The 25,285-nt window shown below is 70.4% G+C and carries 21 protein-coding genes and 2 tRNA genes; 12 read left to right on the top strand and 11 right to left on the bottom strand.

Going from position 1 to position 25,285, the window contains the following annotated elements; genetic code table 11:
• Window positions 1–43: 43 nt before the first annotated feature.
• From INT51_RS21035 to INT51_RS21015, 5 genes are read left to right on the top strand one after another with little or no spacing between them, the layout of a single operon-like run.
• Window positions 44–793 (top strand): hypothetical protein, encoded by a 750-nt coding sequence (locus tag INT51_RS21035; protein ID WP_304502278.1) that lies wholly within the window; start codon window positions 44–46, stop codon window positions 791–793.
• On the top strand, window positions 790–2,709 hold the full coding sequence (gene murJ, locus INT51_RS21030) for a murein biosynthesis integral membrane protein MurJ (RefSeq protein WP_193107373.1): 1,920 nt from the start codon (window positions 790–792) through the stop codon (window positions 2,707–2,709). The genes INT51_RS21035 and murJ overlap by 4 nt, the downstream gene beginning before the upstream one ends.
• Window positions 2,706–3,746 carry a glycosyltransferase gene (locus INT51_RS21025; protein ID WP_193107372.1) on the top strand — a complete coding sequence of 347 codons (1,041 nt, stop codon included), beginning with the start codon at window positions 2,706–2,708 and terminating at the stop codon, window positions 3,744–3,746. Before murJ ends, INT51_RS21025 begins: the two co-directional genes overlap by 4 nt.
• Before the next feature lie 11 nt (window positions 3,747–3,757).
• The gene (locus tag INT51_RS21020; protein ID WP_193107371.1) at window positions 3,758–5,563 is read left to right on the top strand and encodes a CTP synthase; all 1,806 of its coding nucleotides are present in this window, start codon (window positions 3,758–3,760) and stop codon (window positions 5,561–5,563) included.
• Window positions 5,564–5,567: 4 nt separating this feature from the next.
• Entirely contained in the window at window positions 5,568–6,218 is a 651-nt protein-coding gene (locus INT51_RS21015) for an NUDIX hydrolase (protein WP_193107370.1), read from the top strand.
• Between the two features lie 46 nt (window positions 6,219–6,264).
• Here the strand turns inward: INT51_RS21015 and INT51_RS21010 are convergent, their stop codons facing one another.
• The 4 genes from INT51_RS21010 to msrB form a co-directional block, all read right to left on the bottom strand.
• On the bottom strand, window positions 6,265–6,711 hold the full coding sequence (locus tag INT51_RS21010; RefSeq protein WP_193107369.1) for a VOC family protein: 447 nt from the start codon (window positions 6,709–6,711) through the stop codon (window positions 6,265–6,267).
• Between the two features lie 53 nt (window positions 6,712–6,764).
• On the bottom strand, window positions 6,765–7,964 hold the full coding sequence (locus tag INT51_RS21005; RefSeq protein WP_193107368.1) for an HRDC domain-containing protein: 1,200 nt from the start codon (window positions 7,962–7,964) through the stop codon (window positions 6,765–6,767).
• Complete coding sequence (locus INT51_RS21000) at window positions 7,961–8,584, bottom strand: DUF3000 domain-containing protein (RefSeq protein ID WP_193107367.1); 624 nt, start codon at window positions 8,582–8,584, stop codon at window positions 7,961–7,963. Before INT51_RS21000 ends, INT51_RS21005 begins: the two co-directional genes overlap by 4 nt.
• Window positions 8,585–8,652: 68 nt before the next feature.
• A complete protein-coding gene (msrB, locus tag INT51_RS20995; protein WP_193107366.1) occupies window positions 8,653–9,105 on the bottom strand; it encodes a peptide-methionine (R)-S-oxide reductase MsrB in 453 nt (150 codons plus the stop codon).
• A gap of 124 nt (window positions 9,106–9,229) precedes the next feature.
• Between msrB and INT51_RS20990 the strand changes: the two genes are divergently transcribed.
• Entirely contained in the window at window positions 9,230–10,585 is a 1,356-nt protein-coding gene (locus INT51_RS20990; protein WP_193107365.1) for a S9 family peptidase, read from the top strand.
• Window positions 10,586–10,706: 121 nt separating this feature from the next.
• Here the strand turns inward: INT51_RS20990 and INT51_RS20985 are convergent, their stop codons facing one another.
• Entirely contained in the window at window positions 10,707–11,459 is a 753-nt protein-coding gene (locus INT51_RS20985) for a dihydrofolate reductase family protein (RefSeq protein WP_193107364.1), read from the bottom strand.
• Between the two features lie 158 nt (window positions 11,460–11,617).
• Here INT51_RS20985 and zapE point away from each other — a divergent pair, with 158 nt between their 5' ends.
• Window positions 11,618–12,766: a cell division protein ZapE gene (zapE, locus tag INT51_RS20980; protein ID WP_193107363.1), complete on the top strand. Its 1,149-nt coding sequence runs from the start codon at window positions 11,618–11,620 to the stop codon at window positions 12,764–12,766.
• A 59-nt stretch (window positions 12,767–12,825) separates the two neighbouring features.
• Complete coding sequence (locus INT51_RS22785; RefSeq protein WP_193107362.1) at window positions 12,826–13,530, top strand: GntR family transcriptional regulator; 705 nt, start codon at window positions 12,826–12,828, stop codon at window positions 13,528–13,530.
• Here INT51_RS22785 and INT51_RS20970 read toward each other — a convergent pair.
• Window positions 13,518–14,387: an NAD(P)-dependent oxidoreductase gene (locus tag INT51_RS20970; protein ID WP_193107361.1), complete on the bottom strand. Its 870-nt coding sequence runs from the start codon at window positions 14,385–14,387 to the stop codon at window positions 13,518–13,520. The genes INT51_RS22785 and INT51_RS20970 overlap by 13 nt on opposite strands.
• Window positions 14,388–14,512: 125 nt before the next feature.
• Between INT51_RS20970 and INT51_RS20965 the strand changes: the two genes are divergently transcribed.
• The 4 genes from INT51_RS20965 to INT51_RS20950 all read left to right on the top strand — a co-directional run bounded on the left by INT51_RS20965 (window position 14,513) and on the right by INT51_RS20950 (window position 18,307).
• Entirely contained in the window at window positions 14,513–15,301 is a 789-nt protein-coding gene (locus INT51_RS20965) for an SDR family NAD(P)-dependent oxidoreductase (RefSeq protein ID WP_193107360.1), read from the top strand.
• A gap of 91 nt (window positions 15,302–15,392) precedes the next feature.
• Entirely contained in the window at window positions 15,393–16,133 is a 741-nt protein-coding gene (locus INT51_RS20960) for an SDR family oxidoreductase (RefSeq protein ID WP_193107359.1), read from the top strand.
• A 64-nt stretch (window positions 16,134–16,197) separates the two neighbouring features.
• The gene (locus tag INT51_RS20955; RefSeq protein WP_193107358.1) at window positions 16,198–16,830 is read left to right on the top strand and encodes a 2-dehydro-3-deoxy-6-phosphogalactonate aldolase; all 633 of its coding nucleotides are present in this window, start codon (window positions 16,198–16,200) and stop codon (window positions 16,828–16,830) included.
• A 73-nt stretch (window positions 16,831–16,903) separates the two neighbouring features.
• The gene (locus INT51_RS20950; RefSeq protein WP_193107357.1) at window positions 16,904–18,307 is read left to right on the top strand and encodes a GntP family permease; all 1,404 of its coding nucleotides are present in this window, start codon (window positions 16,904–16,906) and stop codon (window positions 18,305–18,307) included.
• A 90-nt stretch (window positions 18,308–18,397) separates the two neighbouring features.
• On the opposite strand, the gene treZ is transcribed toward INT51_RS20950, so the two are convergent.
• The 5 genes from treZ to INT51_RS20925 all read right to left on the bottom strand — a co-directional run bounded on the left by treZ (window position 18,398) and on the right by INT51_RS20925 (window position 25,284).
• Window positions 18,398–20,182: a malto-oligosyltrehalose trehalohydrolase gene (gene treZ / locus INT51_RS20945; protein WP_193107356.1), complete on the bottom strand. Its 1,785-nt coding sequence runs from the start codon at window positions 20,180–20,182 to the stop codon at window positions 18,398–18,400.
• Window positions 20,179–22,755 carry a malto-oligosyltrehalose synthase gene (treY, locus tag INT51_RS20940; protein ID WP_370540846.1) on the bottom strand — a complete coding sequence of 859 codons (2,577 nt, stop codon included), beginning with the start codon at window positions 22,753–22,755 and terminating at the stop codon, window positions 20,179–20,181. Before treY ends, treZ begins: the two co-directional genes overlap by 4 nt.
• 65 nt (window positions 22,756–22,820) lie before the next feature.
• On the bottom strand, window positions 22,821–25,016 hold the full coding sequence (gene glgX, locus INT51_RS20935) for a glycogen debranching protein GlgX (protein ID WP_193107355.1): 2,196 nt from the start codon (window positions 25,014–25,016) through the stop codon (window positions 22,821–22,823).
• 90 nt (window positions 25,017–25,106) lie between these two features.
• A tRNA-Val gene (locus INT51_RS20930) sits at window positions 25,107–25,181 on the bottom strand.
• Window positions 25,182–25,208: 27 nt separating this feature from the next.
• Window positions 25,209–25,284 (bottom strand) — tRNA-Gly (locus tag INT51_RS20925).
• Window position 25,285 lies beyond the last annotated feature (1 nt).

The raw sequence follows: 25,285 nt of genomic DNA, 5'->3' as shown, positions 1-25,285 counted from the left end.
CCTCCGGAGCGAGCTGCGACGCATCAACTTCGCCGGACGCCGTGTGAGCCTCGCAGAAGGTGCCCTCGTCGTCGTGGGCGTGAGCGCACTGGCGCTGCGCACGTCCCGACCCCACGAGGCCGCCGCACTCGCCGGCATCGGAGCCCTGGGTCTGGCCGACGATCTGCTGGAACCTCGTCAACGGCGCGCCGGACGGACCGTCTCCAAGGGTTTGCGAGGGCATCTCGGCGCGCTGCGCGGCGGACACCTGACCACGGGGGCCGCCAAGGCTCTCGGCATCCCCCTGCTCGCCCTGGCCGCCGCGGCGACGGCTCCCGGCCCGCGCTCCTCCGCGATGGTCCTGGCCGACGGTGCTCTCGCGGCCGGCTGCGCGAACCTCGCCAACCTGTTGGACCTGCGACCGGGGCGCGCCCTCAAGGTCGTTCTGCCTGCTGCGAGTCTGGTGCTCGCCCTCTCGTCGGTCGACGACGAGCGGGCACGCAGCGGGCGCGCTCTGGCGCGTGCGGCGCTGATCCCGGGAATGCTCGCCGTGGCGACGGACCTGCGCGAGTACGGGATGCTCGGCGACGCCGGTGCGAACATCCTCGGCGCCGCCGCGGGCACCGCCGCAGCGCGTACTCTTCCGGTCCCCGCCCACCTGGCCCTGCTGAGCGCCGTGGTCGCTCTGACGCTGGCCAGTGAGAAGGTCAGCTTCAGCGCCGTCATCGACGCCACCCCGGCGCTGCGCGCCGTGGATCAGCTGGGACGGCGCAGCTCTGGCCGCACCGACGAGACCGACGGGGAGGGCCGATGACCTCTGCGCACCCCGGATCCGCAGCCGGATCAGGTATCACTCGCGCCGTGCTGCGCGGAGCCGGACTGATCCTCGTGATCACCGTGATCGCGCGCATCGCGGGTTTCGTCCGCTACCTCGTGTTCGGGGCCAGCGTCGGGGCCGGAGACGTCGGCACCGCCTATTCCACCGCGAACCTGCTGCCCAACGTGCTGTTCGAGGTCGTCGCGGGCGGCGCGCTCGCCGCCGTGGTCGTGCCGTTGATCGCAGGGCTCGTGCCGGAGCGCGACCCTGCGGCGCCTGCGGAGGCCGACGACGACCGGATCGAGCACGGAACGAACCCGGCCGCGGACGGACCCGCCTCCACGGGGGAGAGCTCGACCCGACGCAGCTCGAGCCTCGACACCGACGGACTGCCGCTGCGCCTGGACCGGCGCGACGGCGCCGCACGCGCGGACCGCATCGTCTCGGTCCTGCTGACCTGGGCTCTGCTGGGCACCGGAGCGCTCGCTCTCCTCGTCATCGTGTTCGCCCATCCCCTCGCCCAACTCCTGCTGGCCACCGAGGAGACGGCCGCCGGCGGCGTGCACCTCGGCGCGGTCCTGCTGCGCATCTTCGCTGTCCAGCTCCCGCTGTACGGGGTCTCGGTGGTCCTCGCGGCGTACCTGCAGGCGCGCAAGCGCTTCCTGTGGCCTGCGATGATGCCTCTGATCTCCTCCGTCGTGGTGATGATCTCCTACCGCGTGTACGCGTGGCTGGTCCCCCCGGTCGCGACCAGCACCACCATCGGGGACGGCGCCATCGCCTGGCTCGGATGGGGAACCACCGCCGGCGTCGCGGCCATGTCCGTTCCTGTCGTCATCGCGGCTCTGCGCTCGGGACTGCATCTGCGGCCGGCCCTGACCATGCCTCTGCACTACGGACGTCGGGCCCGGGCGCTCGGCGGCGCAGGGCTGGGGGCTGTCGGAGCGCAGCAGGTCGTGCTCGCCCTCGTGCTCCTGCTCGCGATGCGTGCCGGCGGCACCGGGACCCTCCCGGTCTTCCAGTACGCCCAGGCGCTCTACCTGCTGCCCTATGCGATCGTCGTGGTCCCCCTGGTCACTGCGGTGTTCCCGCACCTCTCGGAGCTGCGCCTGGTGGGAGACACCACGGGCTTCGCCGCGTTGGCCTCGGCATCGGTGCGCACCGTCATGGTCGTCTCCGTCGTGGGCGGCGCGATGCTGTTCGCCGGTGCCCCGGCCCTCGAGCAGTTCTTCCGTCTCATCGACCGCGCAGGCGCCACCGGCGTCGGCTCGACCGCGGCGGCCCTGGCCCTGGGCCTGGCAGGTTTCGCCGTCGCGATCCAGTGCACCCGCATCCTCTCGGCTGCGCTGCGTGCACGCGATGCCCTGCTGGTCGGGTCCGTCGGCTGGGGGATCGCCGCGGTGCTGATCATGCTCCTGGTGATTCCGAGTCCGACCCGTTCGGCCGCAGAGGCCTCCACGGCGTTCGGGATCTCGATCGCGATCGGGATGGCGGTCTCGGCGCTGGTCGGGCTCGCGCGCATCTCCGACATCCTCGAACCCGGGGGCGACCTGCCGCGGGTTCGGCGCACCGCGATCCTCACCCCCCTCGCCCTGCTGGTCGGCGGTATCCCCGGCATGCTGCTCGGGAAGGTGATGGTGACCACGAACACCGGTGCGGTCGGGGCCGTCGTGGCCGGGATCGCCGCCGGCATCGTCGCCGCAGTGCTGGCCGGTGGGGTGATGGCCTCGGCCGATCCACCGCTGGCGAAGGACCTCCTGGACCGCGTGCGAGGCAGGGGGCGCGCCGGTGCTGGGGATACCGAGAATCGCTCGAAGCCCCACCCCCACCCGCGCAGCGACGCCGACGCCGAGGCCGGCCGGTCCACGGGCTCGACCACGCCGTCGACCGTGACCGAGGAGACGGACCGGTGAGCATCATCCTGGTGCGGCCGCAGGCCAGCGGGGGGCTCGCCGCCCATGTCGACCAGGAGCTGCGCGAACTGTCGGCAGCAGGCTACGACGTGCGCGAAGCCCCGGTGCGCATCCTCGAACGGCCCCATCCTCTCGAGGACCTCCGCACCGTGCGCGCCCTCCGTCGAGGCCTGGTCGCCGCTCCGGCACCCGTAGCGGTCCATGCCCACGGCCTGCGCGCGGGTGCCCTCGCAGCCCTCGCGGCCCCCCGAGGACCCCGGATCCGGGTGGCCGTCACCCTGCACAACCGCACGGTCGGCTCGCCCCTGGTGCGCGTCGTCGGCGCGATTCTGCTACGCGTCATCGCGCGCCGCGCCGACACCGTCCTCGCGGTCTCCCCGGACCTCGCCGAGGACGCCCGGCGCGTCGGCGCACGCGATGTGCGACATGCCGTGGTGCCGGCACCGGAGCGGCCCACCGTCGAACGCCGCGCCGAGGCCGTCTGCGCCGAGGAGGCTGGCGCCGGGGACGACGCCCTGGAGGTGCTCGTGGTCGCGCGTCTCGCCCCGCAGAAGGGTCTGGACGACCTCCTCGACGCCGCCGCCCTGCTGGGGACCGGCAGCCCGGTGCGGATCCGCGTCGCCGGGGACGGCCCCCTCCACCAGCAGCTCTCGGCTCGTATCCGTGACGAGCAGCTGCCCGTCGAACTGCTCGGTCGGCGCCAGGACGTCCCCGATCTCCTGGAGGCCGCTGATCTCGTGGTCTCCGCCGCGCTCTGGGAAGGACAGCCCGTCTGGCTGCAGGAGGCGCTGCGGGCCGGCCGCGCGATCGTCGCGACGGATGCGGGGGGCACCCGCTGGGTCACCGGCGACGCCGCACATCTGGTGCCCGTCGGCGATGCACCGGCCCTCGCCGCTGCGATCGCTGCTCATCGCGAGCCGCAGAGGCGTCGGCACGGCGAGCAGCGCTCCCGTGGGCGAGCCCTCGAGCTGCCCACGACCCAGGACATGATCACGCAGCTGACCGAGGTGCTGGTTCCGGGCCCGGGCCGATGGTAGGTTGACAGTCCGTGGCAGATATCAGCGCGAGCACCCCCCAGTCCAGCCCCGGCACCCTTCCCCGCATCGGCCAGGCCGCTTCGGCCAAGCCCTTCCGGAACCCCGGTACCACCAGGCACATCTTCGTCACCGGGGGAGTGGTCTCCAGTCTCGGCAAGGGCCTGACCGCCTCGTCCCTGGGGATGCTGCTGAGCAGCCGAGGCCTGCGGGTCACGATGCAGAAGCTCGACCCGTACCTCAATGTGGACCCGGGCACGATGAACCCGTTCCAGCATGGCGAGGTCTTCGTCACCGAGGACGGCGCTGAGACCGATCTCGACATCGGCCACTACGAGCGCTTCCTCGACGAGAACCTCAGCGCCGACGCGAACGTCACCACCGGGCAGGTGTACTCCGGCGTCATCGCCAAGGAGCGCCGCGGCGAATACCTCGGTGACACCGTGCAGGTCATCCCGCACATCACCAACGCCATCAAGGAGTCCATGCGCTCCCAGGCCGGTGAAGACGTCGACGTGATCATCACCGAGATCGGCGGCACCGTCGGTGACATCGAGTCCCAGCCGTTCCTGGAGGCCGCCCGCCAGGTGCGCCAGGACATCGGCCGGGACAGCGTCTTCTTCGTGCACGTCTCCCTGGTGCCGTTCATCGGGCCCTCCCAGGAGCTCAAGACCAAGCCGACCCAGCATTCCGTCGCGGCGCTGCGCTCCATCGGGATCCAACCCGATGCGATCGTGCTGCGCTCGGACCGCGAGCTGCCCACCTCCGTCAAGGCGAAGATCTCCTCGATGTGCGACGTCGACCTCGACGCTGTCGTGACCTGCGCCGATGCCCCCTCCATCTACGAGATCCCGATCGTGCTGCACGGGGAGGGGCTGGACGCCTACGCGATCCGCCGTCTCGACCTGCTCAGCCACGACGTGGACTGGGCCCAGTGGGAGTCCCTGCTCCAGCGCGTGCGTCATCCCTCCTACGAGGTGACCGTCGCCCTGGTCGGCAAGTACATCGATCTGCCCGACGCGTATCTCTCGGTCACCGAGGCCCTGCGCGCCGGCGGCTTCCACCATCATGCGAAGGTCGCCATCCGCTGGGTGGAGTCGGATCTGTGCGCGACCGAGGAGGGCGCGCACGAACAGCTGCGCGACGTCGACGCCATCGTGATCCCCGGAGGATTCGGGATCCGCGGGGTCGACGGGAAGGTCGGTGCGCTGCGCTATACCCGCACCCACGCCATCCCCACCCTCGGCCTGTGCCTGGGCATGCAGTCGATGGTCATCGAGTACGCCCGGAACGTGCTGGGCCTGGCCGACGCGCACTCCACCGAGTTCGACCCCGACACCTCGGACCCGGTCGTCGCGACCATGGCCGAGCAGGAGGACATCGTCTCCGGCTCCGGCGATCTCGGCGGCACCATGCGCCTGGGCTCCTACGATCACACCCTGGTCGAGGGCTCCCTCGCGGCCCGCACCTACGCCGGCACCGACGTCGCGGAACGCCATCGCCATCGGTACGAGGTCAACAACGCCTACCGTGCGCGACTGGAGGAGGCGGGACTGCTCGTCTCCGGAGTCTCGGAGCTGACCTCCGACCACTCGCTGGTGGAGTTCGTCGAGCTCGACACCGCGGTGCACCCGTACTACATCGGTACCCAGGCCCACCCCGAGCTCAAGTCCCGACCCACCCGCTGCCACCCGCTGTTCGCAGGGCTCATCGGTGCGGCACTGGACCTGCAGAAGGCCACCCGCCTGCTCGAGGTCGAGCCCGAGAACGCTGTCGGCAGCGCCTCGCCCGGCAGCCCCACCACGGCTGATCAGGAGTGATCTCATGACAGTGGTCGACGATCCCGGCGCCCGCCCGGTGGCCGCTCGGACGAGAGTTCATTCCGGGATGGTGTGGGACATCGTGCGTGACACGGTCGACTTCGCTCCCGGGGTGCAGTTCGACCGCGAATACATGTGGCACACCGGCGCCGTCGCGGTGCTCGCGATCGACGACCGGGACCGCGTGCTGCTGATCCGTCAGTACCGCCACCCGGTCGGCCACACCCTCTGGGAGATCCCGGCCGGGCTGCTCGACGTGAGCGGCGAGGGCCCGCACGTCGGGGCCCTGCGGGAGCTCGCCGAGGAGACCGGGCACACGGCAGCGCAGCTGCAGACCCTGGTGGACCTGCGGCCCAGCCCGGGCGGCAGCGACGAGGTGATCCGCGTGTACCTCGCCACCGGCGTCACGCCGGTGACGGCGGCGACGCAGGGGGCTGACTTCGAGCGCACCGACGAGGAGGCAGAGATCGAGATCCGCTGGGTCCCGCTCGCCGAGGCGGTGGCCGCTGTGCTCGAGGGTCGCCTGACCAATGCCACCACCGTCGCCGGGATCCTCGCGCTGCAGGCGCACCGGGCCGTGGCCGCGAGCGGGGGGCGGGCCCCGGAGCTGCGAGCGGCCGATGCCCCCTTCCCTCAGCGACCCGGACGCGACTGAGCCCCGCGGTCGACCACGGACCGCGCAGGTGTGTCCTCCGCCCGGGTCAGCCGTCCGCGTAGAGGCAGAACGGGTGTCCGGCGGGGTCCAGCATCACGCGTACGTCGTCCTGAGGTTGGAATTCGGCCAGACGAGCGCCCAGTTCCTGCGCCGCGGCGACGGCCTGTGGCACGTCACGGGCGCCGATGTCCAGGTGGAGCATCATGTGCGGGTCCCCTGCGCCGGCCGGCCAGATGGGCGGGGCGTACTGCGCCTCGCTCTGGAAGGCGAGGTTCGCGGGGGCCCCGGGGATCTGCATCGTGCACCAGTCCGGGCCATCGGCATGCAGCGGCCAGCCCAACAGGTCTCGGTAGAAGTGCGCGAGGGGCTGGGCGCGCGGCGCGCTGAGCACCACCCCGATCCACCCGGTCAGAAATGGTCGAGTCGAAGTGTCGGCAGTGTCGGCAGTGCTGTCAGCGGCGGAAGGGGTCGAGCCGGGGGCGTCGTCGTCCATGTCCCCATCGAACCGCGGCGAGGGACAACCCGCAAGGGTGACAGCCCTGCCGCTCAGAGCGGCTCGGTCAACGCCCGGTGGATGACGGGGGCGGACTGCTCGGCCTGCCACGGTCGCGCACCGAGCGCGATCAGTTCGCCCTCGAGAAATGATTCCTCGGGCACCTGCTCGTGCTCCCACACCCACTGGCGCAGCAGCGCAGGCTGCAGAAGATTCTCCGGGGGCAGCTCCAGGTCCTCGGCGCGCTCACCGACCGCCGTGCGCACCACCTGGTACCGCTCCCAGACCTCCGGATACTTCTTGGACCAGAGCTTGTGCGCGGGAGGGTAGGAGCGCTCGGAGCGCTCGGGCAGATGCGCCGGAGGAAGCTCCAGTCCGGATCGGGCCGCCTGCCACCAGATGTCCTTCTTGCGCAGCTTGGCGGGCAGGGCCCGATCGAAGGCCTCGCGGCCGTGGGGAGCCTCCTTGGCGGCGGCGACGATGTCGCGGTCCTTGATCACACGGTGCGGGGAGAGGTCCTCGCCGCCGGCGATCTCGTCGCGACGGCTCCACATCTCCCGGGCCGCGGCGAGCTGTCTGGTCGAGCGCAGGCTTCCGAGGCCGTGCAGTCCGCGCCAGCTCGACGAACGGGTCGGGCCGTGGTCCCGCAGGCGCTCGTACTCGAACTCCTGGCGGGCCCAGTCCTCCTTGCCGACGTCGCGCAGACGCGTGGCGAGGACGTCGCGCACCTCGACCAGCACTTCGACGTCGAGGGCGGCGTAGGTCAGCCAGCCGGGGGGCAGGGGGCGTTTGGACCAGTCGGCAGCGGAATGCTCTTTCGCCAGGAGCAGAGAGAGGGTGTCCTCGACGACGGCGCCGAGACCCACCCGGTCCATCCCGAGCAGACGCGCGGCGAGCTCGGTGTCGAACAGGCTCGCGGGGTGCATGCCCAGCTCCGCAAGGCTCGGCAGGTCCTGCCCGGCCGCGTGCAGCACCCACTCGCGGGTGGACAGCAGGCTCAGCAGCGTCGTCGGCATCGTGAAGGCCAGCGGATCGATCAGTGCGGTCCCGGCGGCCTCGGTGCGAAGCTGCACGAGATATGCGCGCGAGCTGTAGCGGTAGCTCGAGGCCCGTTCGGCATCGACCGCGACGGGCTCGCCCGGCGCGGAGGCCGCGGCCTCGCACCAGGCGAGCAGCGGCTGGATCCGATCGATGACCGGAACGAGACCGTCTCGCGGGCTCTTCAGATCGGTGACAGGGGGTGTCTCGGTCACCGGGCGTCACCGGCTTCCTCGGGGCGCGGGGCCCTCGCGTGGTGGGTGGGAGCGATCGGTGCAACCTGGGGCGGGGAGGGGGGAAGACCGCCCGCGGAGGCCAGCATTGCTGTCCAGGCGGCGAAATGCGGGGCGAGATCAGGAGTCTCGGTGTCGCCCTCGGGGGTCCAGGAGACGCGCATCTCGACGTCGACGGTCGAGGCGCGCGAGGCGAGCGCGCCGTAGGACTGAGAGACCACACGGGTGGCCGTGCAGCCGAGCTCGCGGGCATCCGCGCCGTGCAGCTCGAGGGATTCCGTCACCCAGGACCAGGCCACGTCGCCGAGCATCGACTCGATGGCGAACTCCGGTTCGAGCTGTGCCTGGATCAGAGCCACCATCCGATAGGTGCCGTCCCAGGCCTCCTGCCCGGCGGGATCGTGGAGGATCACCATGCGACCGGAGGCGAGCTCCTCGTCGTGGATCAGGATCTCCCCGGTGCAGGCCCAGGTGGACGGTGCCATCTTCGCGGGCGCTGGGATACTGCCCCAGGTGAACTCGGGTCGGAGCGGGGCGCTGGTCATGGCCTCGATGGCGGCACGGAAAGTGTCGTCGCCGGGGCGGAATCGATGGACGGACACGGTGGGAGACTAACGGCGCGACCGCATCGGGCCCGGCAGGCGCGCCGGGATCCCGCGCGGCGGCGATGTCAGGGAGCGGTGCTGCCGTCGGCGGGGGAGGCCTCGCGATGGACCAGGCTGATCGAGTTGATGCAGAAGCGCTCATCGGTGGGCGTGGCGAAGCCCTCGCCCTCGAAGACGTGCCCGAGGTGCGAACCGCACCGAGCGCAGCGCACCTCGACGCGACGCATTCCCAAGGAGGTGTCCTCGAGCAGCTCGACCGCGTCGGAATCCGTCGGCGCGTAGAAGGCGGGCCAGCCGCAGTGGGCGTCGAACTGGGTCTGCGCGGTGAACAGTTCCGCATCGCACGCCTTGCAGGCGTAGGTGCCGGCCGGTCGCACCTCCTCGTACTCCCCGGTGCCGGGACGCTCGGTGGCTCCCTCACGCAGCACCTGGTACTCGGCGGGGGAGAGTCGCTCCCGCCACTGCTCGTCACTGATCGCGATGGGATAGGGACGCGTGCCGATCGGGTCGGTGGACATCGAAGGAGCCTCCGCTCTGCGGCGCCCGGGGCGTCGCGCTCGTCCGCGGGACGGTCCTGTCCCGCGCCGGATGGTGAACGTCTGTTCACAGCCTCGATCCTAGTGCGCCGATAGGATGCGCGGTATGACGCGTGACCTTTCTCGGACCCGCCCCGCCACCGGCCCTCTGGGCTGGGCACAGGCCATCCGCCCCCATTCTGATCAGGGACGATGGGCGGAAGCCGCCGTCATCGGTGCAGTGGGGGCCGCCTCGATGTTCACGCTCAGCGCAGGTCTGCTGGCCGTGGGTGCTCGCGTGATGGCGCGGCTTCCCCTGGTCCCGCAGCAGGGCATGCGCCACCGGCCCGATCTGCCCGTGCGCGCGGTCCATCCCGACCGGGTCCACGTCGACGTGGCCAAGGAGGCCTCGCGCGACGGGTATCTCGCACTGCGGCAGTCAGGCGGTGCGGTCCATGTACGACTGGGACCGGTCGACGGCCACCCCACCCCGACCACGGTCTCGCGTCCGCTGCTGGCAGCGGACACGGTCGAACCGCTCCAGGTGGACAAGGCCGCCGTCAACGGATTCTTCTGGGCCGGGTCACCGCACACCGCGCATGGCCTGGAGACCGAGGAGGTCGAGGTCGACTCCCCGGTGGGATCGATGCCCGCATGGCTGGTGCGCCCCGATGGAGCCCAGGGTGCGATGCCCGGCTCCGGCGACACCTGGGCGATCCTGATCCACGGCCACGGCTCCATGCGCGGGGAGGCGCTGCGAGTGATCCCGCTGCTGCACCGGCTGGGACTGACCAGCCTGACCATCACCTACCGCAACGACACCGGTGCTCCTGCCTCCGCGGACCGCATGTACCACCTGGGCGCGGACGAGTGGGAGGACACCGAGGCGGCGATCGAATTCGCCCTGGCCCATGGTGCCCGCCGCATCGTCCTGGTCGGCTGGTCGATGGGTGGAGGCATCGCACTGCGCACCTCCGTGCGCACGGCGCACCGCGACCGCATCGTCGGCCTGGTCCTCGACTCCCCGGCGATCGACTGGCAGGACATCCTGATCTACCACGCCACCGCGCTGAGGGCGCCGAGGCCGATGCGCCGCCTGGCCATGTGGATGATGACCTCTCGGGTCGGCGGCCGCATGGTGCGACTGCACGAGCCGCTCGCCCTGCATGAGATGACCCCCGAGTACTACTTCGAGCATCTGATCCATCCCACGCAGCTGTTCCACGCGCTGGACGATGCGACGGTGCCGCCGGATCCGAGTCGTCGCCTCGCCGCCCTGCGTCCCGACCTGGTGGAGTTCGAGCCCTTCGAGGGCGCCTCGCACACGCGTGAGTGGAATCGTGATCCCGTGCGCTACGAACGCCTGCTGGCCGACTATCTCGGTCGCATCCTCGGCCTCGAGGAAGAGGTTGCGGCGCTGCAGGTGCCGGTGCGCGACCCGGGGTCCGCCGCGCTCGAGGAGTCGATCGGGCTTCGACTCTGAGCCGACACGCCGCGCGGAGAGGATGGGGCTGACGCGCGATCGCGTGCCGGCTGGTGTTCAGTCGCCTGGATGACGGTCTGATGCACCGCGCACCACCGGCCCCGCCTCCGGGCGTGCGATCTCAGGGCGTGCGACGGAACCGCGAGATCGTCGCATGCTCGCCGATGATCAACGATTCCGGCTCCCAGGCCTGCGCGTGGTCCTCGCCCACGAGCACCCGGGAGGACGACCCGCCGACGGTGCGATGCGTGGTCGAGAAGCACAGTTCGTCCAGCAGCCCGGCGGCGGCGAGCCGCCCCAGTGCCGACGGTCCGCCCTCTGCCTGGATGCCGCGCAGACCCCGTTCGGCCAGGCCTCGTATCGCCGCGGTGGCGGTCGCGGCGGGGATGACCTGCTCGGGCGGGAGACCTGCACGTTCGCCAGCCTCCTGCGCGGAGTTCGGCGAAGCGATCAGGTAGGTGGGCTGATCCGGGTCGAGGGAGGAAGGCAGCTGGCCGCTGTTGGACCAGATCGCGAGGGCAGGTCGCGCTGCTCCGCCCGGACGACGGGACGGCTCGAGCAGGTCACTGCGTCCCAGCGGCGCCCGATAGTCCTCAGCGCGCACGGTCGCGGCCCCCACCAGCACCACGTCGGTCAGGGCCCGCAGCACGTCGAAGACGAAGGAGTCGTCGGGATTGCGCAGCGGGCCGCTGGTCCCGTCCGGCCCTCGGATCGCGCCGTCGAGGGTGGTGTTCATCATCGCCCGCACGTGCACGGCGCCTGCGGGCAGCGCAGGCACGGCGTAGAGCTCGGCGAGCGCTCGCGCCCCGGCGGCATCGACCGGCAGCGGCATCGGCGCGGGCAGCAGTGCTCCGTCTCGCAGCAGCAGATGCACGGGAGAACCTCCGGGTGGGTCGAGCCAGGTACGGGCGGGGGAGCGGGACCGTGAACGAGGTCGGGTCGAGGACGGGATGAGCGCAGGAACGATCATCTCTCACCGTGCGGGCGAGCACGAACCGGCGAGGAGGTACGGGCGGACCATAGACTGCCGCCGTGACTGAAGCGCTCTGTGACCGCCGGCCGGAACCGACCCTCGAGCGATTGCTCGAGGATCTCGTGCCTCCGCCGCGCTTCTCGCGGGCGCGGCTGGAGAACTATGTGCCCGACCCGACCTTCCCGTCGCAGGAGGAGGCCAAACAGCGCGTCACCGAGTTCGCCGCCCAGCTCGGCCGCCCCCGAGGCGGTTTCCTCGCCAAGCTGCGCCGCCGCCGCGAACCCGCCCGCGGCATCTACCTCGATGGTGGCTTCGGCGTGGGCAAGACCCACCTGCTCACCTCCCTGTTCCATGCCGTCGACGGCCAACGCGTGTACGGCACCTTCGTGGAGTACACCGACCTGGTCGGGGCGCTGGGCTTCCAGAAGGCCGTCGACCTGCTGGGGGAGTCGGTGCTGGTGTGCATCGACGAGTTCGAGCTCGATGACCCGGGTGACACGCTCCTGATGACCCGTCTGATCCGGGAGCTCTCGGACCGTGGTGTCGCCGTCGTGGCCACCTCCAACACCCTGCCCGACGCGCTCGGCGAGGGGCGCTTCGCGGCCCAGGACTTCCTGCGGGAGATCCAGGCGATGGCCGAACGGTTCCAGGTGCTCCGCATCGACGGCGAGGACTATCGGCGCCGCGACGGGGTCACCGAGGTCGTCGCCCTGCCCGAACTCGCGGTGCGCGAGCACGCCGACCAGCAGACAGGCAGCACGCTGGACGCCTTCGACGATCTGCTCGCCCACCTCACCACGGTCCATCCCTCCCGCTACGGGGCGATGATCGACACCGTCGCGGCAGCTCACATCACCGGGATCCATGGGCTCCGCCATCATCACGACGCGCTGCGATTCGTGGTGCTGGTGGACCGCCTCTACGACCGCGAGGTGCCGGTGCTGCTCTCCGCTGCGCCGAGTGCCGCAGCGCCGCAGGACGATGCTTCCGATGCCGGGGCTCCGACGGGTCCCGAGCACGGCGGTGCCGTCGCGCACGAGGACGGGGGCGAACAGGTCGTCTCCGATCTCTTCGCGCCCGATCTGTTGCGCAGCGGGTACCGCAAGAAGTACTTCCGCGCCCTGTCCCGGCTCGCATCCCTGGCGCATGATGGCACCGAAGTGCTGCGGAAGGACTCCGACGACCCGGCCCCCGAACCGGTCCCGTGACACGCCACGGGACTCGGAGTCCGGGAATCGATCAGGTCGAGACGCCGGCGGTGCCCGGGGTGGCGTCACCGGGGGCGATCGACGCCGCGCGCAGCTCCCGCTCGGAGCAGGCCCGTCGCTCGCTCGCCGGCCGCATCATGGACGGCACCATCGCTCCGGGGACCCCTCTGCGGATCGCTGCGCTGTCCGAGGATCTCGGCATGAGCGCGACCCCGGTGCGGGAGGCGCTGAATCTTCTCACCGGGGAGAAGCTCGTCGACTACCTCCCGATGCGCGGCTTCGTCGTCACCTCGCCGCCGGACGACGATCACGTGCGCACCATGGGAGAGGCCCGCCTGCTGCTCGAACCGCAGCTGGCGGCGCTTGCCGCGAGGCATGCCACGGCGGCCGAGCGCGAGGAGCTGGCCGCCACTTCCGCGCAGACCGCTGCCGCCGGGGTCGGAGCCCGCTTTCGCGAGTACGAGGGCTACCTCCACCATTCGACCGCGTTCCATGCGGGGATCGCGCGCGCCGCGCGGAATCCGTACCTCGCGGCGGCTCTCGACGCGATCCCGGTGCACACGCTGCGGTTCCGGCGCTTCGGGGAGGCCGGGGTGGACGACGCCGACGTCTCGGTGACCGAGCACGAGGCCGTGCTCGAGGCGATCACCCGCGGTGACGCCGACGCCGCACGGGACGCCATGGCGAGCCACGTGCGCGCCGTCACGCAGCGCGCCCTGGCCCGGCCGGACGGTACCCGACCCCCGGCATCTCAGTCCTGCTGATCGAGGTACAGCTCCTGGATCACCGCATGGTCCACCGCGCCGTGCCCCTGGTCGATCGCCTCCGAGTACAGGGCGAGCAGCGTAGGCAGGAGCCGGGAGGGAATTTCTACCCGCTCGGCAGCCGCGGTCGCGTAGAGCAGGTCCTTGACCTGGTTGGCCGCCGAGCCTCCCAGGGAGTACTCGCGCTGCAGGAGCTTGTCCCGCTTCTGGGAGAGCACTTCGCTGCGGGCGAGACCGGCGTCCAGCACATGGACCAGCTGGTGGGCGTCCAACCCCGAGCGCCGCGCCAGGGCGAAGGCCTCACCGAGGGCGGCGAGCGTTCCCCCGACCACGATCTGATTGCAGAGCTTGGCGACCGTCCCGCTGCCGAGCTGTCCCAGGTGCACGATCGTCCCTCCGATCACGTCGAGGACGGGACGGACGGCCGCGACGTCCTCCTCGTCCCCGCCGACCATGATCGACAAGGTTCCCGCCGTCGCGCCCGCGACGCCGCCGGACATCGGAGCATCCACCACAGCGATGCCGTCGGCTGCGAGCTCCTCGGACAGCGCCACCACCTGGTCGGGGCCGGTGGTCGACATGACCACCAGGCGCGCGCCGGCCGCGCCCCAGGCGGATCGCGTCGGCGCATCGAGCAGGTCCTGCAGCTGTGCCACGTCCGGAAGGACGGAGAGGATCACCGGTGCGGCGGCGTCCGCGAGGGTCGGTGCGCGGACCGCCCCGGCGGCGACGAGGTCGTCGGCCCGGCTCGCAGTCCGGTTCCACACCACCGGAGCCGATCCCGCCGCAAGGAGGTTGGCCGCGATGGGATGCCCCATCGGGCCCAGGCCGATCACTGCCGCGCGCGGACGATCCATGGAAGCTCCTTCACAAGCACCGGGGGAGAACATAGACTCCGAATCATATTTTATCTGGTCGATCGCGGCCACCCCTCCGCTCGCAGATCATCCAGCCCGTACCATCCACCGCACAGGAGCATTCCATGGCGCTGACCCCGTACCCCGCTTCCGACTTCCCGGCGCAGCCCGCCGCGCTCATCACCGGCGCCGCCTCCGAACGGGGCATCGGCCGAGCCACCGCTCATCGCCTCGCCTCCCAGGGATGGGCCGTCGCCGTCATGGACCTGGACGCGCCCGCTTCCGAGGCCGTCGCCCGCGACGTCGCGGCACAGCATGGAGTCCCCACCCTGGGCCTGGGCGTCGACATCTCGGACGAGCAGCAGGTCATCGACGCGGTCGCACGGATCGACGCCGAGCTGCCGCAGCTGGTCGGCGTGGTCAACAACGCCGGCATCTCCTCGCCCACCCCGTTCACCGAGGTCAGCACCGAGGAGTGGAAGCGCGTCTTCGACGTCAACGTCCACGGGACCTTCTTCGTGACCCGCGAAGCCGTGAAGCTCTTCCGGCGCCACAGCCTGGGGCGCATCGTGAACGTCTCCAGCGCCTCCGCCGAGCGGGGCGGCGGAGTCTACGGGCGCGCGGCCTATTCCGGCTCGAAGGCGGCCCTGCTCGGATTCGCGAAGACCTGGGCACGCGAGCTCGGCGAGTACGGCATCACCGCGAACTCCGTCGCCCCCGGGTCGATCGACACCGACATCATGGGCGGGCGCCTCAGCGACGAGCGCAAGGAGATCCTGCTGCAGGAATTGCCGGTGGGCCGCGTCGGCACCGTCGAGGACGTCGCCGGTGCCATCGGCTACCTTCTGGGACGCGACGGCGGCTACCTCACCGGAGTCACTCTCGACGTCAACGGCGGCTCCCACATCCACTGACCGCGCTGCCGGTCCCGGGGTGCCGCGCGTCCCGGCCCTCATCGCTCCGCGATGACACCCCACCCCCTTCGAGTTCGACACCAGGAGTGACATGTCTGCATCCGGATCCCTCAGCGTCGACCTGTCCGGGGCGACCGCCGTCGTCACCGGATCCACCCGCGGCATCGGCCGCGCCATCACCGAACGCCTGCTCGCCGCCGGAGCACAGGTGATCGGTCTCCAGCGAGGCACCACGGCGATCGGGCCCGGCCACCGGTGCATCGGCGTGGACCTCTCCGATCCCGCCGCGCGCGGGCAGGCCGTGCGCCAGGTGCTCGCCGAGGACCAGGTCGACATCCTGGTCAACAACGCGGGCATCAACCTGCGCCATCCCTTCGAGGATTTCCCGCTCGAGGAGTTCTCCCAGGTCATGAACGTCAATCTCGAGGCGGTCGTGCAGCTGACCCAGGAGCTCGGCCGTCCGATGCTCGAGCGCGGGCAGGGCCGCATCATCAACATCGCCTCGATGCTCAGCTTCTTCGGTGGTCTGGACGCCTCCGCCTATGCCGCGTCCAAGGGTGCGGTCGGGCAGTTCACGAAGTCCGTCGCCAATGAGTGGGCCGGTCGGGGAGTGGCGGTCAACGCCGTGGCGCCTGGCTACGTCGCCACCGAGCTCAACGTCTCCCTGCGCGAGGACACGGCCCGCAACGGCGAGATCCTCGGCCGCATCCCCGCCGGTCGCTGGGGGCGCGCCGAGGACATCGCCGGCGCCGTCCTCTTCCTCACCAGCGAGGGCGCCGACTACATGCACGGCGCGGTGGTCCCGGTCGACGGCGGCTACCTCGGCCGCTGACACCGCTGCGGAGCGGTGCAGTGATGAATCGCTTCGCCCGCGCCATCCGTGGAAGGATCATGACATGACTGATCAGGCACCCCTTCTCATCGCCATCCTGCGGGGTCTGACCCCCGCCGAGGCACCGGCGATCGGCGAGACGCTCCTGGACGCGGGGATCACCCGCTTCGAGGTGCCGTTGAACTCCCCGCAGCCCTTCGACTCGATCCGCCTCCTCGCGGATCGATTCGGGGACGTCGCGGAGATCGGCGCCGGCACGGTGGTCGATCCGGTGGACGTTCCCCGGGTGGCGGACGCCGGCGGCCGCCTGGTGGTGGCTCCGAACACCGATCCGGAGATCATCGCCGGCGCCCTCGAGCTCGGCATGACCCCGTACCCGGGCGTGGCCACCGCCACCGATGTGTTCGCCGCGCTCCGCGCCGGCGCCCGGCATCTCAAGATCTTCCCGGCCGACGGGCTCGGGGTCCCCGTCATGCGAGCCTGGTCCGCGGTGGTGCCCGAGCACGCCGCGTTCCTGCCCGTCGGCGGTATCACCACCGACACCATCGCGACCTGGATCCGGGCCGGCGCCGCAGGTGCGGGCATCGGGTCCTTCCTCTACACTCCCGGTCGCGACCCCGGCGAGGTCGGTCAGATCGCGGTCGACCTCGTCCGCTCCGCGTCCGGCGCCCATCAGCGCGAGGGCCGGAGCCTGTGACGATCATCGACATCTGTTGGATCCCCCGGGCCGCAGTGCGGCCCGTTGACGTGACGAAGAGGATCTCCTTCCCATGGACTGGATAGAAGAAACCGGATGGAGCAGCTGGCTGGGAGGCGGCGGGCTGATCGGACTGGCGCTCGTCGCCGTCGCCCTGCTGCTGTTCCTGGTGATCAGATTCAAGCTCCACGCCTTCCTCGCACTGATCCTGGTCAGCCTGCTGACCGCGATCACGGCCGGCGTGCCGGCACAGCACATCGTCCCGACGCTGGTCGACAGCTTCGGGGGGACCGTGGGCGGCGTCGCACTGCTGGTCGCGATCGGTGCAATGCTCGGAGCACTGGTCGAAGCGTCCGGAGGCGCCCGCGCCCTGGCGGAAGCGATGATCCGCCTGTTCGGCGAGAGACGTGCACCCTTCGCACTCGGGGTGACCGCGCTGTTCATCGGCTTCCCGATCTTCATGGATGCGGCGTTCGTGCTGATGATCCCGATCGTGTACGCCATCGCCCGCCGACTCACGAACAACGTGCTCGCCTTCGGTTTCCCCGTCGCTGCGGCGCTGTCCGTCATGCACGTCTACGTGCCCCCGCATCCCGGCCCGGTGGCCGCCTCCGAGTTCGTCCAGGCAGACATCGGGATCGTCATGATCCTCGGCCTCCTGCTCGCCTTCCCGACCTGGTTCGTCTCCGGCCACCTCTGGGGCAAGCATGTGGCCCGCAAGTACAATCTGCCCGTGCGGGACCTCTTCGGCACCGCGGACGAGGCCGCAGACGTCGAGCATCCGCCCGCGCCGTGGCAGGTCATCTTCGTGCTCGTGCTCCCGCTGCTGCTGATCCTGCTCAACACGGGGCTGAACACGCTGGCCACCTCCGGCGTCGTCGACGCCGAGGCGGGCTGGGTGCAGGCGCTGCGGATGATCGGCGAGACCCCGATCGCGCTGCTGATCACCGCGCTGGTCACGATCGTGATGTTCGGCTTCCGTCGCGGACGTTCCGGCACGGCCATCGAAGCCACCCTGGAGAAGGCGCTGGGCCCGGTCTGCTCGGTCATCCTCATCACGGGCGCCGGAGGAATGTTCGGTGGCGTGCTGCGCGCCACCGGAATCGGCGACGCCATCGAATCCTCGCTCGCCGCTGCCGGGATTCCGCTGATCATCGCCGCGTACGCCATCGCTCTGGCGATGCGCCTCGCCCAGGGGTCGGCGACTGTCGCGCTGACCACGGCTGCCGCGCTGATCGCGCCGGCAGTCCTCGCCTCCGGGGCCGGCTCCCTCGAGGTCGCCTGCATCGTCATGGCCATGGCCGCCGGCTCCGTATTCGCCGGCCACGTCAACGACTCGGGCTTCTGGCTGGTGGGCAGACTGCTCGGCATGGACGTGAAGACCACGCTGAAGACCTGGACGGTGCAGCAGGCCATCGAGTCCGTCGTGGCTTTCGTCCTGGTGCTGGTGGTCTACGGCATCGTGCAGCTCATCTGATCCGGGAGCCGCAGCCTCGGGCCCCGGCGTGCGTCAGCACCTCGGGGTTGAGCACGGTGCGCGGGGTGCGCCCGCTGAGGACCTCCACCCTCATTCCTCGGGCAGACGAAGGACCGCGGCGCCGGCACCAGCCATGTGGACAGCGCCATCGGCGCCACGGCTCACCGGGCCGAAGGACGCCAGGATCTCCGCAGCGCGCCGTGGCGCCGTCAGCGGGCCCGGACCCCGGTGCGCGAGCAGCCCCAGGGACCCGCGACGCAGCAGGACGGTCCCCTCGGCCACGACCTCGGCGCTGGTGCGTCGCAGGTCCGGATCGGTGAGATCACCATGCTCCCGCCGCAGAGCGAGGAGGGTGCGGTACCAGGCGAGCATCCGGGCATGCTCGCCGCGGCCCGACTCGTCCCAGCGCAGGATCGCCGACTCGAAGGTGGAGCGCAGCTGCGGGTCAGGCACCTGGGTGCTCCACCCGGTGGCGGCGAACTCCTCCGCTCTCCCTGCGCTGACCAGGGCACCGAGCTCGTCGTCGTGATCGGTGAAGAAGGTGAAGGGGGTCGAGGCCGCCCATTCCTCGCCCTGGAACAGCATCGGCGTGCCCGGTCCCAGCAGGATCAGGGCGATCGCCGCGGCGTGCTGCCCGGGCGCCAGTGCCTGGTGGATCCGGTCACCCAGGGCGCGATTGCCCACCTGATCGTGGTCCTGCAGGAAGGTCACGAACGAGTGGCCGTCGTAGTGGGCCGAGGCAGGATCCACAGGAACGCCCCAGATCGCCTCTCGGAACGTCGAGTAGGTCCCGGCGTGGCGGAAGATACGGGTCAGCACGGTGGTCAGGACGTCGGCGCTGCCGAAGTCGGTGTAGTAGCCGGCGCGCTCGCCGGTGATCCACGCGTGCACCCCGTGGTGGACGTCGTCCGCCCACTGCATGTCCATGCCCGAGCCGCCGGCCGCGACCGGGGTCACGGTCATCGGATCGTTGCGGTCGGACTCGGCGATCAGGGTCAGCTCGCGCCCGGTCTCCGCCTCCCAGGCAGCCACCGCCTCGGACAGTTCGGCGAGGAAATGCTGCTCCGAGTCGTCGCGCAGCTCGTGCACGGCGTCCAGTCGGAGGCCGTCGACGCCGACGTCGACCAGCCACTGCCGCGCGCTTCCCAGCAGGAAGTCGCGCACCGGCCTCGAGCCCGGCTGGTCGAGGTTCACCGCCTCACCCCATGGAGTCTCATGCCGGTCGGTGAAGTAGGGACCGAACAGTCCCAGGTAATTGCCGTCGGGACCGAAGTGGTTGTGGACCACGTCGAGGATCACGGCGAGCCCCCGCGCGTGGGCGGCGTCGACGAAGCGGGCCAGCCCGGCCGGGCCCCCATAGCTGGCGTGGGTCGCGTACAGGCCCACGCCGTCGTAGCCCCATCCCCGGCCCCCGGGGAACGAGGCGACCGGCAGCAGTTCCACGGCGTCCACCCCGAGATCGACGAGATCGTCGAGCCGCTCGATCGCGGAGTCGAAAGTGCCGCCACGGCCGTCGGCCCCGGCGGTGAAGGTGCCGATGTGCAGTTCGTACAGGACCTTCCCGCGCAGGCGGCGACCTTCCCAAGCGCTGTCGCCCCGCAGCGCGAGAGGGTCGATGACCTCGCTGTCGGCGTGGACGCCGTCGGGCTGGGACAGGGAACGGGGATCGGGCAGCCAGAGGTCGCCGTCCTCGAGCCGGAAGGCGTACCGGGCACCGGGGACCGCGGCGACCTCCGGGAGCGTGAACCAGTCGTCGGCACCGGAGTGCATCTCGTGCTCGATGCCGTCGATGCGCACGGTGACCGTCGACGCCGACGGGGCCCACAGCTCGAATCGGTCATAGGCGCGCCGGGGCACGGGGGAGGGGGTGGTCATCGGGCAGTCGCCGGTTCCTCGCAGCGCACCAGCAGTGCGACCGGCCAGTCGGAGAGCAGCTCGTGCAGAGGCAGCATCTCGCCTTCCAGCTCGGCGCCGCTGAGGATGTCCCGCCAGCGGCCCTCGGGAAGGGCGAGCCGGGCATCGCCCCAGCCACCGCGCTGCGCCAGGCCGTGCGCGAGGCGGGTCGCGACCGTGACCACCTCGACGGGCCCGTCCGCCACGGCGCGCCCGAAGGCGAGGGCATGCCCCGTGGTGGTCGGCAGCGGCCGGTAGGTGGCCTCACGGCCCTGGAACAGCTCCGGGCGCTCCCGTCGCAGCACGAGTGCCCGATGGGTCATCCACAGCTTCTCATCGCCGATACCGTCCGGGCCGGCGCCGTCGATCATCCGGGCCAGTCGCTCCTGGTGGCCGGCGTGATCGACCTCGCGGCGGTTGTCCGGGTCCACGAGGGACAGATCGATGGTCTCGTTGCCCTGGTACACGTCCGGGACGCCCGGCATCGTCAGCTGGATCAGCTTCTGCCCGAGGATCGCTGCGCGCTGGGTGGGAAGCGTACGACGAGTCCAATCGGTGAGGAGCCGGTCCACCACCTCGGAGGCCAGAGCTGCCCGTCCCAGGTCCAGCACCTGCTGCTCGTACTCGGCGTCCTGGTCGATCCAGGTGGTGTGCGTCTTCGCCTCGCGAATCGCCTTGAGCAGGTACCCGTCCAGTCGCTGCGTGGTGATCCTCGCGGCATCGGCCCCGGGCAGGTCCCAGCAGGCGGCGAGGATCTGCCACAGCAGCAGCTCGATCGCCCCGTCGACCCGATCGCCGTGCGCCTCGGCGGTGGCATGGTCGAGCGCCTGCACCGTCAGCGCCCACTCCAGCGGCTGCTCGGTGAGCACGGCGAGGCGGGCCCGCACGTCCTCGCTGCGCTTGGTGTCGTGCGTGGACAGCGTGGTCATGGAGTCGGGGTGGGTGTGCATCATCGCCAGCGCGTGGTCGTGGAGATCGTCGGGTTCGACCCCGATCCGTTCCGGATCCGCGCCGACCTCGTTGACCGCCACGAACCGGGTGTACCGATAGAACGCGGTGTCCTCGAGGCCCTTGGCGTGCACGGGGCCACAGGTCTGGGCGAAGCGCACGATGACCTCGGCGCGCTCCGCGCTCGCCGTGCGGCCCGCGCTGCCCACCTCGTCCCCGCACACCAGGGCGACCACGGTCTCGAGCGTGGACACCACGTCCTCGTCCTCGCCGAGTGCGAGACGGGCCCGGGCCGCGGCCTGTTCGATCACGGACCGCTCGGAGCCGGGGGCGGGCTCGCCCGGGACGATATAGGCGCGGTAGCGGTCCATGGCGCTCAGGAGCGCCATGACGACCTTCTGGATGTTGCGTCGCGTGGTGTCCCGCAGCCGGATGTCCTCCTGGCAGATGCGGTGGATCAGAGCGGTCAGACGCTCGATCTCGGCCCACAGGCTGGTGGAGATGATCTCCGTCGTCGACTCCGCGGCGATCTCCGAGAACGGTCGCTGGTCCCCGGTGCGGCGCTGCCACAAGTGGGTCAGTCCGAGTGCGCCGTGCGGGTCGTGGAACAGCCCGCCCACCCGCCACAGGGCGTCATATCCGGTGGTTCCCGCACAGGGGAAGTCCCCGGGCAGTCGCTCATCGCCCTCGAGGATCTTCTCCACCACCGTCCACGCGCCCTGGGTTGCCCGTTCGAGGTCCCGCAGATACCCGCGGGGGTCGGTGAGCCCGTCGGGATGATCGATGCGATACCCGTCGATGATTCCCTCGCCCTGCAGTCGCAGCAGCGTGGCATGGGTCGCCTCGAACACCTCCGGCAGTTCGACGCGCACCGCGACCAGCGTGTCCACGTCGAAGAAGCGTCGATAGTTCAGCTCGTCGTCCGAGACCTTCCAATAGGCCAAGCGGTACCACTGCCGATCCAGGAGATCCGTGAGACCGAGGTGCTCGGTGCCGGCGGCGACCGGGAGCACGTGGTCGTAGTAGCGCACCACGGTCTCCCGCGCCGAGGTGCCGTCGGCCTGCGGGACCTCCTCGGTGTCCACCGAGATCTCGGCGTCGGCCAGGACCGCGCCGATCGGGCGTCCCAGCACCGGAACCAGGACGGAGCGCTCGGCGGACGGGTCGAGGTCGAACCAGTCGGCGAACGGGGAGGCGGGCCCGTCCCGCAGCACCGACCACAGGGCGCGGTTGTGCCAGATCGGGGTGGGTATCGCCATGTGGTTGGGCACGACGTCGACGATCATTCCCATGCCGTGCGCGTGCGCCGCGTCGGCGAGGCGGCGCAGCGCGCCCTCCCCGCCGATCTCCTCGCTGATGCGGGTGTGGTCGACGACGTCGTAGCCGTGCAGGGAGCCGGGGGAGGCCTGGAGGACGGGGGAGCAGAACACGTGGCCGACCCCGAGGCGGGCGAGGTACGGCACCAGAGCGACGGCGTCGTCGGCAGTGAACCCCTCGTGCAGCTGTACCCGATACGTCGACGTGGGGGCGGTCGGAGCAGGCGGCACACCGCGCGGCGCACCGGCCTGCTCACGGTCCAGGGAGGGGCGGGACAGGTCGGTGGTCACGATGGGATGCTCTCCTTCTGTCCTGGCGGCTGCTTCGCTGGCGGGGCCCTGCAGGAAGCGCTCGGTCAGGCGCGGGCGGGCTGGTCGTGGTCCGTGGCGGCGGCGAGTTCATCGGCAGCCCGTGACGCGGGGCCTGTCGCTGTCCCGGTTTCCATAGGAGGCCGCATGAGCACCAGCAGGGAGTGGCCGTGCCGACTGATCGTCTCGCCGCCGGCGAGCTCGGTGCCGATGTCTGCCGAGTCCCCGGTGCCCAGGGTGATGGTCCAGCTCTCGCCGTGATCGGTGGGTGGCAGGGTGAAGTCGACATCGTTGCCGGAGGCGTTGAACATGATCAACGCGGAATCGTCGACGATGCGCTCACCGCGCAGGTTCGGCTCGGGGATCGAGGATCCGTTGAGGAACATCGTCAGGCATTTGTTCTGGGCGGACTCCCAGTCCTCGGTGGTCATCGGGGCACCATCGGTGCCGAGCCACTCCACGTCCGGCAGGGACGAGTCGGCGTCGTCGCGCACGACACCCTGCAGGAAACGGCGTCGGCGGAAGATCGGATGCTCCCGGCGCAGCGCGATCATCTGCTGGGTGAACCAGAGCATCTCCATCTGGTTCACGTCGAGCTCCCAGTTCATCCAGGAGATCTCGTTGTCCTGGCAGTACGTGTTGTTGTTGCCGCCCTGGGTGCGGCCCATCTCGTCGCCGTGCAGGATCATGGGGACGCCCTGGCTGACCAGGAGCGTGGCCATGAGGTTCTTGGCGCGGCGCAGTCGCAGCGCCTCCACCTGCGGATCGTCGCTGGGCCCCTCGACTCCGGAGTTCCAGGATCGGTTGTGGCTCTCGCCGTCGTTTCCGTCCTCACCGTTGGCCTCGTTGTGGCGCTCGTTGTAGGAGACCAGATCGCGCATGGTGAAGCCGTCATGCGCGGTCACGAAGTTGATCGAGGCGATCGGGGTGCGACCCGTGTGCTGGTACAGGTCCGAGCTGCCGGCCAGTCGCGAGGTGAAGTCCCCGATCACTCCGGGCTCCGAGCGGTGGAAGTCGCGCACCGTGTCGCGGTAGTCGCCGTTCCACTCCGACCACAGGGGCGGGAACCCACCGACCTGATAGCCGCCCTCCCCGAGGTCCCATGGCTCGGCGATCAGCTTGACCTGCGAGATGACCGGATCCTGCTGGATGATGTCGAAGAAGGAGGAGAGCCGGTCCACCTCGTGCAGCTCCCGGGCGAGCGTCGAGGCGAGGTCGAAGCGGAAGCCGTCGACGTGCATCTCGGTGACCCAGTAGCGCAGCGAGTCCATGATCAGCTGCAGCACGTGCGGGGTGCGCATCAGCAGGGAGTTCCCGGTGCCAGTGGTGTCGTAGTAGTGGGCCTTGTCGTCATCGACGAGCCGGTAGTAGGCGGCGTTGTCGATGCCGCGGAAGCACAGGGTCGGGCCCTTCTCGTTGCCCTCGGCGGTGTGGTTGTAGACCACGTCGAGGATGACCTCGATATCCGCCTCGTGCAGGTTCTTGACCATCTGCTTGAACTCCTGGACCTGCTGTCCGGTGTCTCCTGTGTAGGCGTACTCGTTGTGCGGGGCGAAGAAGCCGATGGTGTTGTAGCCCCAGTAGTTGCGCAGATCCTTCTCCACCAGGTGACCATCCTGCACGAACTGATGGACCGGCATCAGCTCGATCGCGGTCACCCCGAGCTCGGTGAGGTGCTCGATGATCGCCGGATGGCCCATCGCGACATAGGTGCCGCGAATGCTGTCGTCGATGTCCGGGTGCAGCATCGTCAGGCCCTTGACGTGGGCCTCATAGATCACGGTGTCGTGGTACTCGTGCGCCGGCGGATGATCGTTGCCCCAGTCGAAGAAGGGGGAGACCACCACGGAGTGCATCGTGTGCTCGGCCGAGTTCTCGGTGTTGCGCTGCTCAGGATCCTCGAAGTCGTAGCTGTACAGCGAGGGGTGATTGCTCGCCATCCCCGCGATCGCCTTCGCGTACGGGTCCAGCAGGAGCTTCGAGGGGTCGCACCGATGCCCTCCCGCAGGGTCGTACGGACCATGGACCCGGTACCCGTAGCGCTGGCCCGGCTGCACGGCCGGAAGGTAGACATGCCAGACGTACGCGTCGACCTCGGTGATCTCGAGGCAGCGTTCGCTGCCGTCGGCCTCGACGAGGCAGAGCTCCACGCGTTCGGCCACCTCGGAGAAGAGGGCGAAGTTGGTTCCGGAGCCATCGAAGGTGGCGCCGAGGGGGTAGGACTTGCCGGTCCAGATCTGCATGGGGCCACAGTAGCGGTGCGAGAGGGAGGCGCGTTTCAGGATCGGCGCCCACCACGAGAAGACCCCCGGCCGAGGCCGGGGGTCTTCTCGTGGTGGGCGATACTGGGTTCGAACCAGTGACCTCTTCCGTGTCAGGGAAGCGCGCTACCGCTGCGCCAATCGCCCGGGCATCGAAGGATGCAGGGGGAAGGCTGGAGCGGACGACCGGATTCGAACCGGCGACCCTCACCTTGGCAAGGTGATGCTCTACCAACTGAGCTACGTCCGCA

Source organism: Brachybacterium sp. FME24 (assembly GCF_014897705.1).
In the GTDB taxonomy this organism is placed as follows: domain Bacteria; phylum Actinomycetota; class Actinomycetes; order Actinomycetales; family Dermabacteraceae; genus Brachybacterium.
This window is presented reverse-complemented; position numbering and strand designations above follow the sequence as displayed.